Source organism: Pandoraea sp. NPDC090278, from assembly GCF_044772185.1.
In the GTDB taxonomy this organism is placed as follows: domain Bacteria; phylum Pseudomonadota; class Gammaproteobacteria; order Burkholderiales; family Burkholderiaceae; genus Pandoraea.
In genome coordinates, this window is sequence record NZ_JBIVYJ010000023.1 from 1 (window position 1) to 9581 (window position 9581).

At 57.6% G+C, this 9581-nt stretch carries 4 protein-coding genes, 3 pseudogenes and 1 other annotated feature; of the genes and pseudogenes, 2 read left to right on the top strand and 5 right to left on the bottom strand.

Features of this window, described 5'->3' with window-relative positions; translation table 11 throughout:
* Window positions 1-232: 232 nt before the first annotated feature.
* Window positions 233-2200, bottom strand: a complete 1968-nt coding sequence (locus ACIQWO_RS27090) for an autotransporter domain-containing protein (protein ID WP_402830798.1) — start codon at window positions 2198-2200, stop codon at window positions 233-235.
* A gap of 681 nt (window positions 2201-2881) precedes the next feature.
* Here ACIQWO_RS27090 and ACIQWO_RS27095 point away from each other — a divergent pair.
* Both ACIQWO_RS27095 and ACIQWO_RS27100 read left to right on the top strand, forming a co-directional pair.
* Window positions 2882-4032: pseudogene (locus ACIQWO_RS27095) on the top strand (IS110 family transposase).
* Between the two features lie 143 nt (window positions 4033-4175).
* Window positions 4176-5292 (top strand): annotated as a pseudogene (locus ACIQWO_RS27100) (IS3 family transposase).
* Here ACIQWO_RS27100 and ACIQWO_RS27105 read toward each other — a convergent pair.
* The 4 genes and pseudogenes from ACIQWO_RS27105 to ACIQWO_RS27120 all read right to left on the bottom strand — a co-directional run.
* Window positions 5289-6526 (bottom strand): IS3 family transposase gene (locus ACIQWO_RS27105; protein ID WP_402830800.1). Its coding sequence is split into 2 segments (ribosomal slippage): window positions 5289-6235 and window positions 6235-6526, totalling 1239 coding nucleotides; the frame shifts between segments, so codons are not numbered across the junction. The pseudogene ACIQWO_RS27100 and the gene ACIQWO_RS27105 sit on opposite strands and share 4 nt — an antisense overlap.
* Window positions 6129-6245: a sequence feature (AL1L pseudoknot), on the bottom strand. Its footprint overlaps the gene before it by 117 nt.
* 51 nt (window positions 6527-6577) lie before the next feature.
* A pseudogene (locus ACIQWO_RS27110) lies at window positions 6578-7316 on the bottom strand (ISL3 family transposase); the annotation flags it as partial.
* A 519-nt stretch (window positions 7317-7835) separates the two neighbouring features.
* On the bottom strand, window positions 7836-8588 hold the full coding sequence (locus ACIQWO_RS27115) for a YdcF family protein (RefSeq protein ID WP_402830801.1): 753 nt from the start codon (window positions 8586-8588) through the stop codon (window positions 7836-7838).
* Between the two features lie 835 nt (window positions 8589-9423).
* Window positions 9424-9581 (bottom strand): integrase core domain-containing protein (locus tag ACIQWO_RS27120; RefSeq protein ID WP_402830802.1); only part of this gene is annotated, 158 nt, incomplete at its 5' end.

The window sequence follows — 9581 nt, forward strand, 5'->3', positions numbered from 1 at the left end:
CTACCTCGGGCACCGTGTCTCGATCTGCCTCGCGAAGTATCCGAACAATCTGCTCGTCGTTGTACCGGCTTTTCTTCATACCAACTCCTCATGAGCTGAGGAGCCATTATCTCTAGATTTCTTTGGTACGAAATTTTACGGACAGGTCAAGGAACATCATGCCGCTTGAGTCGGCCGATTCACTCACGACTTGCGCCACCGCTTCGGGTCATCAGCGCGTAAGACTCCCCCGTTAAAACAGATATAGGAAGTTGGCCGTGCCCCAATAGGTGGGGGCCTGGCTCTGTGTGGAGCCGTTGAGCATGACGTACAGTTTGCTTTGCTTGGTGATGGCAGCTTCGACCCCTGCCCCCAGTTGGAACCAGGTCTGCTTCAGGCGCGGACTCTCGAAACTGAACCCCGACAGCCCGATGACTTGCCCCGATACGTCAGCATCGCGGTTTTCAAAGCGGTGGGCTAACGTCGTGCGACCCAGCAGGCTCACGGCGTCGCTCAGCGGCCAATTGGCATCAAGCCCCAGATGAGCGGTCGTCGCGTTACTCTTGCGCTGATCCCAGCTCACCGGGAATCCTTCCCCCTGCTCGTTGTAGCCGTCGACCTTCGTTCTTACGTGGGTGAGGCTGATATAGGGGGTGAACCCCACCTCGCCCAGTGCAAACGCATTGTCCCAATCCAGACGCATGCGGCCTCCGAACGACTGGGTATGGGGCTTGCCTGAGGCGCTCGTGGGTGTCCCGGCGTTCAGATAGACGCGATTCACATCGACCTGACCGGCGGCATACAGCAAATCAACGGTGGCGTACAGCGGCGTATCCATCACTCGCACGGTCACGCCGGGCAGCACAAAACCCGCCTGCGTTTTGGTGGTGCCCCCCAGATCGGTCTTGTCGCTGCTGCCCAGGTACCCGGCGGACAGGCCCACTTGCACGTCCTCATTGACGCGATATCCGTAGCCCAGCTCCGTGACCCACTGGCGCTGCCGATAGGGCGAGTGCGTCTGCGCACCCCAGTCGCCTCCGGTCCAGACGGCACTCTGGCCAACCGTCGGGATCAAGCCGCGCATGGGGTTACTATGCAAGCCATTGATGGCGAGATCGGCATTGCGTGAGGCGCTGACACCCACCACGGCCACGCGAGCCAAACCTTGCGTGAACGCTTGCACATCAATGAGGCCGCTCAAGGACGTTGATGACGACGGCGTTGGCTTTGGCGCTGGCGTCGAAGGACTTAACGGTACCCAGGGGGAGGAGACAGGTTTCGCCATCACGCGGGCAATATAGGGATTGCCATTGGCGAGTCGTCCGACCACGACCGAACCATCGGCATTGGCCCCCGTGGCGGTTTCCGTCTGAACGCCCTGCACGGTCACGCCGTTGGCCTGCAGCCACGCCTCCACGGACTGCATCTTGGCGGCCTCCGTCCATCGAAAGCCTTGCCAGGTGGCATCGGCTTTTTGTGCGCTCCCGACAATGACCTTACCGTCACGGCTAATGCCGTAGGCCCGCGAGCTTGTGCCACCCAGTGTGCCCAATGCTTCCAGCGTGTTGGCACTCTCGGTCCAGCGAAAGGCGTGCTCCTCGGTGTTTGTCCACGAAGAGCCAACCACTACCTTGCCATCCCCGCTCACCGCGGTGGCTGCGGACCAGAAATCTCCAGATAACAAGCCCAACGACGTAAGCCCCGTGCCGCTTGTCCACCGAAAGGCCCGTGTAAGGGACGCAGCTAAACTCCAGCCTACCACCACTGAGCCATCATCATTGGTAGCCGTAGCGCCCGAGCTATCAACCGCCCCGCCAATATCCTGAAAACCGGACGCCGCAGTCCAACGGTATGCTTGTCCGAACGAGGACGATGCATCAGTGTAGCCACCAACAATCACTCGCCCGTCACCGCTGACACCCGCGGCAAAGGAGTAGGTGGTCCCGACCGGGAAGCCATTGAGAAACTGGATGCCATTGGCGGCAGTCCATCGAAACGCTTGCTCCCCTTGGCTCCCGTTCGTTGCAGTACCGACCACCACACTTCCATCGGAATTGGTTCCCCCTAGGTGCAATTCATCTATAGCGATAGTGGTGACGGCACCGAGATCTTGGACGCCCCCCGAGAGCGTCCAACGAACGGTGCGGGAACTCGTGCCTGAACGATTGGTCCAGGTCATCACGTTATCGTCATCGCTCACGTTGACTTTTCTCACATCCATCCCCGTTCCGAGACCCGTAATGCCAGCGCTTTGGGCTACCGCGAGCACGGGAGCGGCCAAACCGACACTCAGCGCGCACGCGCTCAATCGGTGGCGGGCAGTCAAACGACGCCCGGAAGAGGGGCTGAGGGGGCAAGACGGACGAAAACGCATGAGCAATTTGACGTGATGGAACAGGACATCAGCAAAAAACACGCGTCGCCTAAAGAAAATCACCTCGAGGGTGACTGACGACGCGCCGCCGGGAAAAGATAAGCCGCACAACAAGATGCAGAATTCGCGTGGTGTACCGAGGATGGAGAAGCCTCACAAATTCCTCCCCGACGCGCACTTACGCAGACCACAAATGACTGATTGGCCGTGCCACACGACGCATTCGGCCCAGATAAACTCACGATTGGTAACGGCCAATCACATTTGATCAAGTCAACTAATCAAATCAAAAATGACCGTTATTCGAGTCATATAAAATGAGTCGATGCAATGGTTTCATTGCAAAAAGTTACTTGCAGGGACTTTTTCGATTCACTTTATTCGGCGCAACGAAAAACCTTCAGCGTCGAAGTAAATTTTCGCCATGGTGCCCGCGTTCGATTGATAGGCGGATAGAAATAAATCTAAATTTCATGCCACGCCAAATGTGCTACGCTGGCGGTGTAAATCCCTAACTGCAGACCTTTCATGCAAGATGTGACGCTGGTTGGAATTGCTCTGGGAAAGCATACTTTTCACCTGCACGGCCAACATGGGAACGCAAAAGCGATCTTCCGCAAAAGCTGGGGCGGAAGCAACTGATTGAGTTTTTTGGCCCGCTTCGCGTTTGCACGATTGTGGTGGAGGCCTGTGCCGGCTCGCATCACATGGCGCACAAGCTGATGGCATTCGGCCATCATGTGAAACTCCTTTCTTCGCAGTTCGTGCGCCCGTTCGTCAAGAGCAACGAAAATGATTTCGTTGACGCCGAGGCCATATACGAAGCGGCATCTCGACCGACCATGCGATTTGTGACGCCAAAGTCGGAATCCCAGCAGACACTTTCCGCTCTGCATCGAGTCCATGAATCGTACATACGTGACCGAACTAACGCCACGAACCGTATGCGTGGCTTCCTGCTTGAATTTGGGGTGAGTTTGCCCTTGGGGAAAGCCGCTATCACTCCGTTACCTGCGGCTCTCACCGAAATCGCGCCGCGGCCCCGCCTTCTCGCAATCATTGAGCGCCTGCATCGCCACTACAAGTACCTCAACGACCAAATCGGTGAGATTGAAAATGAGATGGCACATCAGCTTGCCGAAGACGATCTTGGGCAGCGTCTGCTGACAACTCAAAGAGTCGGCCCCATCACCGCAAGTGTGTTGTCAGCAGAGATGGCGGACGGAAAAGAATACGGATGCAATCGGGATTTCGCTGCGTCGATCGGACTTGTGCCCCCGGCAATATAGTGCCCGGGGGGAAAGCTAACCTATTCGGCATCAGCAGGCGTGGGGACAAGAACATCTGACGACTGCTGGTCTCCTGTGCCTGGATTCGTGCGACCTTTCGTCAAGAGCAATAAGAACGCCTTCGTGGATGCTGATGCGATCTGCGAAGCGGCGTCGCGCCCAGCCATGCTGTACGTGACACCCAAGACAGAATCTCAGCAGGCGCTCGGAGCAATGCATCGCGTGCACGAATCGCTGATTCGGGATCGGACCAAAACCGTGAATCAACTCCATGGTCTTTTGCTCGACAAGCGCTTGTGCGCGCTAGCGAACAAACAGGCCAGAACGGCGTGGGCACTGGCTACGCACGACACAATATTCGATGCCGGGACGAGCGCCATGCCCGCCTGAGCGCTCGTCCTCCAATGTTTCACCGAAGAACACAGACCTGGTTTTGCGACGACTGAAAATTCGATGACGTGAATGGCATGACCTTTTCCCTCTGAAGTATCCGAATGTTAAGTCAGTGGCAAGGCCGCAGGAGAAACCTTGTCATGAAGAAGTCGCGGTTCAGCGAAGAGCAGATTATCGGGGTGTTGAAGGAAGCCGACGCAGGCATGAAGGTCGCAGACTTGTGCCGCAAGCACGGCATATCGGATGCGACGTTCTATAACTGGCGTAGCCGTTACGGCGGCATGGATGTGTCGGAAGCGCGACGATTGCGGCAACTGGAAGAGGAAAACCAGCGGCTCAAGCGGCTGGTGGCAGACCCGGCGCTGGACATCCAGGTTCTGAAGGACGTGCTCGAAAAAAGTGAGTTCGCCCGCGGAGCGCCGGGAAGTCGTGCAGCAGGTGATTGGACAGCACGACTATTCGGAGCGCCGGGCGTGCGCGCTCATTGGCCTGATTCGCCGGACATTCCGGCGATCGGTGCCGTCTGACGCCGACCACGAAGTGCGGCAACGGCTACGCGAACTGGCACAGCAGCGGCGACGGTTTGGCTCGCCCCGCCTGCACGTGTTGCTACGCCGAGAAGGCCTGTCGGTTCGCCTGAAACGGTGAAAGAAGTGTCCGAGTCATTTGCGTGTGGTAATGCCGACACCTATCGGCGCCGACGAAAGCTGGGCGATGGACTTTGTTGCTGACGCGCTGGTGCATGGTCGACGCATTCGAATGCTGACCATCATCGACACGTGGAACCGGGAGTGTCCGCACATCGAGGTCGACTTCTCGCTGACGGGTGTTCGCGTGGCGCGCGTTCTCGAGCAGTTGCGGCAACGAGGACCGCGCCCCAACCTGATTCAGGTGGATAACGGCCCGGAGTTCGTCAGCGAGGCGCTCGACGCCTGGGCGCACGAGCACGGCGTAAAACTGCAGTTCATTCGGCCCGGGAAACCGGTGGAGAACGCTTACATCGAGAGCTTCAACGGCCGACTGCGTGAAGAGTGCTTGAATCAGCATGCGTTCGCCAGTCTCGACGATGCACGCAGGCGAATCGAAGCGTGGCGTACGGACTACAACTCGGTGCGTCCGCATAGTGCCTTGGGTCAACTGGCGCCGGACCAATTCCGGCAATTGCATCAACCGAAAACCGGCGAGCCCACTAACTTACGAGTGGTGTACTCGAAAGGGTTGAACCGCACCGGGAATCGTAGAGGCCGGTTGGTTTAAGTTAATGCGGGCACGTCAGTGATATTTCGGAGTTTCCCATAGTAGTTTGCCTCAGCTTCAGCGGGCGGGATATAGCCCAGCGGCTCCATCAACCGGTGATGGTTGCACCAGGCCACCCATTCCAGCGTTGCCAGCTCGACAGATTCCCGCGTTTTCCACGGGGCGCGCCGATGAATCAGTTCTGTCTTGTACAGGCCGTTGAGAGTTTCGGCCAGCGCATTATCGTAGCTGTCGCCACGACTGCCGACGGAGGGCTCGATGCCCGCTTCGGCCAGACGTTTGCCGTAGCGAAGGCTGACGTATTGGGCCCCCCTATCGGAGTGGTGCGTCAACGTGCCGCCCTCACCCGGTTGCCGCGCGTACAGCGCTTGCTCAAGTGTGTCCAGAACGAAGTCCGTGCTCATCGATGAACTGACACGCCAGCCAACGATACGGCGAGCGAACACATCGATCACGAACGCCACATAGAGCCAGCCTTGCCACGTTGAGACGTACGTGAAGTCTGACACCCAGAGCTGATTGGGCCGCTGCGCCTTGAATTGCCGATTGACCCGGTCCAGCGGACGCGGCGCGCTCGCATCGGGAATCGTCGTGCGGACCCGCTTGCCGCGAACCGCACCACGCAAACCTTGCAGCTTCATCAGCCGACCGACCGTGCAGCGGGCCACCTCAATGCCTTCCCGGTTCAACTGCTTCCAGACCTTCGGCACGCCGTAGACCTGCATGTTGGCCTGCCAGACACGCTTGATCTCGGGTTGAAGAATCTCATCTTGTTTCGCGCGGGCGCAACGTCTGGACGGATCACGAAGCCGTGCCGCATGGCGTTGGTAACCCGACGGGGCAATCCGCAAGACCTTGCAGATCGGCTCGACCCCGAAGGTGTCACGATACTGATCAACGAAGGCCTTTAGGACTTGAAACGACGGTCGAGCTCCGCCTGGGCGAAAAACGCACTCGCGACCTTGAGAATCTCGTTGGCACGACGCAGTTCCTTGACCTCGCGCTCCAGGGCCTTGAGCCGTTCGCACTCGTCGGTGCTCACGCCATCGCGCTCACCCTGGTCGACCTGATCGCGCTTGGCCCATTCGTGCAGCGTCTGCGGCGTGCAGCCGATCATCGGCGCAATCGATTCAACCGCCGCCCACATCGACCGATGTTCGCTACGTTGCTCGCGCACCAGACGCACTGCGCGTTCCCGGACTTCCGGGGAAAACTTGGTTGCCTTCTTGTTCATCGCTCCATTCTCTCAAGAGTTGGAGCCTCCACAAAATCCGGCGCGGTTCACGCGTCCGTATTTGGCAACGACATGGAACAAGTCGTAGACGATTTCCGCTTGCGGGCAATTCGCCTTGATTTCCAGCTCGTAGGCCGTTGTCATATCAATGGCAACAGCCTCAATACGTCCGGCAACGCCCTCGGGGAGTTGCTCAAAGAAAGCTCGCGCCGTTTCACGTGAGCGTCCGTTTCCAATCCACAACACCTGACGGCTGAGCGGTTCGACCACCACCGTGGCATAGCGATGGCCCTTGTGCAGCGCAAATTCGTCCATCGCCAGATATCGAACCCGCGTCCAATCCGGCTCGGCAAGACGTGCTTGTAGACCTGCCTTGTCGATGGCCTTGACGGTGTGCCAATCCAAACCGTAGAACGTTGCAACCGCTTGCACGTTGGTGGATTTGAGCAGCGTCTCACACGCTTTGGCGAAGCGTGCCGTTACACGTTGGTAGCGCCCAAGCCAGTTCAGCTTCTCCAGCCTCGGGCCACCGCAGTGTTCGCACCAGAGTCGGCGACGGGGTACATGCAGCACCACGCGGTACTCGAAAAGAGGAAAATCCCGAACCCGGCGCACCGTTGTCTCGTGAATCTGCGAGCAACGTTTGCCACACTGCTCGCAGAGCATCACACGGCTTGACGGCTTCAAATGCAACGACAGCGTTCGGCTGTCCTGAGAAGGCCAACTCAACCCGTTCGACTCGATACCCCGTCCAGCAGCCCAGTGCCTCCAGCGCTTTTCGATCTAGCAATTTGTCCTCCGAACACCCTCTCTATTGGCGTCAGAGTATCCATTGCTTCGAAATCCTCCACGGTTTTCCGCGATGAACCATAAAATTGTCCCTTGAGGCCGAGGCATTTTGGGGGTTCCTCAGGCGCGACTCGCATCATTGCGCGGGGAGCTAATCCCCACAACGACGCCGGATAGGTTTAGGCAAGCCAAACACTGCATCGAACATCAGTCTTGCAAAAATGGGGGTGACCATAGATTAGTTTTGTCCACGGTTGTGGTCGAAGGGGCGTGCCGGGTTCTGCTCAGTTGCAAGCAGACTTTCGGCGCCCTCTACCCAGCCTGATCACTACCCGCAGTTGCTCAGCGTCTACTCGATCTTCTTGTCGGCTTTGTCCTGGCTCGACGCGTACACCGATCGGATGGCGGCAGGAATCCCGCTGATCACGGATGCTTGGAGCCGCAGGCTCACAATTCCGGCAACCGGCCGGGACGGTCGAACTTACCGCTGGAGGGGGGGCCTGTTCCGGGCCGTCGAGCGTCACATAGGTTTCCGTGGCCCGTTCCACCCCAAGGCATTGTATACATAGTAGCGGGCAATCCCGATATACTCGCTTAGCGAAAAATCGGTGACGGTGAAGTTATACGCGAGCGGTAGCACACTGGGCCTTGCACTGAGGTAGTCCGCGCGTGCGGGAGTAGCGGATACGCCGAAGTGAGAAAAGTAAAGTAAGCTTCGTCGCAGATGAACTCCAGAAGAGACAAGTACCATGCGGTCGGCATCATATGATTCCAATATAGCCTTGGTAAACTCCGCATTTTGCCAAGTGTTCATGCTTTTCTGCTCGTGGATGATGTCCGCAGTGTCGACGCCAATCCGAGTCAGCGCCACCGCGTAGACGGACGCTTCTGATTCTCCGTTCTTCTTCGCATCTCCGCCGCTGACGATAATCTTACAAGTCGCGCGGGTCTGCCGACATTCGTTGTATAGCTCGGCTGCTCTGACGATGCGGGCATATGAAAACACGCTCGGCTCCAAAGTCTCCATGCCTGAGATTTTGTCCGTACCCGTACCCAATAGAACGATGGCGTTGCGCGTGCCCCATCCAATCACTGGTTTCTCTGCATAGGCTGACTGCAAATCGCCGAGCACCCAGCGCGGCACAGCACCGCAACCGATTGCAAGAAGCAGGAGCACGGACGCGGCGTACAGTGCAATGCTTGCCCGGCGCCACTTGAGGCAGCCAAGGAGCCAAGCAATTATCATGATGATGAAAAGCACTTTGAGCGTCATAACTTTGGCCTGTTGAGTTATGTGACGGAGTTGTGAGCGGAGCGGGAATTTCGGTCGCAAGCGGCGACAGGCAAACGTTTCTCTCCGACGTTGCTCAGGTTCTAGGGCCGACTCCGCGTCCCCCCGACCTTCGTCGGGCAGTATTTCTGCTTTTCGGCTGCGGCACCATGTGACAGTCAGCATGACTGATAGCATTTATGTGCCGCATACGTAAGCCTGGTTGAAGTCCGCATCGTCGCCAGCTATGGCTCGCGACTCCTGCAGGGAGTGCAATGCCACGATCATCCGCTCGAGCATCATTGCCCACCCAGTCTTGCAGTTCCTCGATGACACCATCGGCTTGTTCTACCAGAGAGAGGCCATCGGTCGAATACGACAGGCTCACACCATTGATCACCGTGTGCGCCATGCCGTGCAGGAGCAACAATTCGTCGCGCAGCGCCTTGGGCCCGCAGCGTGTCCGTATCGCATCCAACAGATCTACCACCCGTTGAATTTCGCGCGTGCACAAACACTTCTACGAAATCCAAGATCTCGCATGCGTTGACATCTTCAATTACATTGAAGTCCTTCTTCAATCGAACCCGCATCACACCCATCTGGGCTACGTCGATCCCGAAGCCTTCGAACGCGCCTTGGCGTAAGGCTGGAAAGTGTTTGAATTCCGGCGACAGCCCAGATCTCTCGAATGACACTCGTTGAATTTGGATGAACATCATGGTCCGATTTTCATTACAGTGTGCCAAGAGTCTTGAAAGTACATGGCTTTACCGGCTTGAAACCACCGCTGATTCACGCGTGCCTGACCTGACGAATTTTTTCGTACCACTGGCGTCTAGAGATTCACGGCCCCGGTGGTTGAACTACGTTCGCTAGCCCGACGAAATTCGGCCGGGGCTTGGTACTGCAAACTCGAATGCGGCCGAACTTCGTTGTAATGAGTCCGCCAGTCTTCGATCACGACCTTCGCCTCGATTCTGTTCCGAAACCACT

What these genes read in the sequence shown, in the direction of transcription:
- ACIQWO_RS27115 (WP_402830801.1), bottom strand. Translation starts at nt 8,588, where the DNA reads ATGACGCTCAAAGTGCTTTTCATCATCATGATAATTGCTTGGCTCCTT.
- ACIQWO_RS27090 (WP_402830798.1), bottom strand. Translation starts at nt 2,200, where the DNA reads ATGGATGTGAGAAAAGTCAACGTGAGCGATGACGATAACGTGATGACC.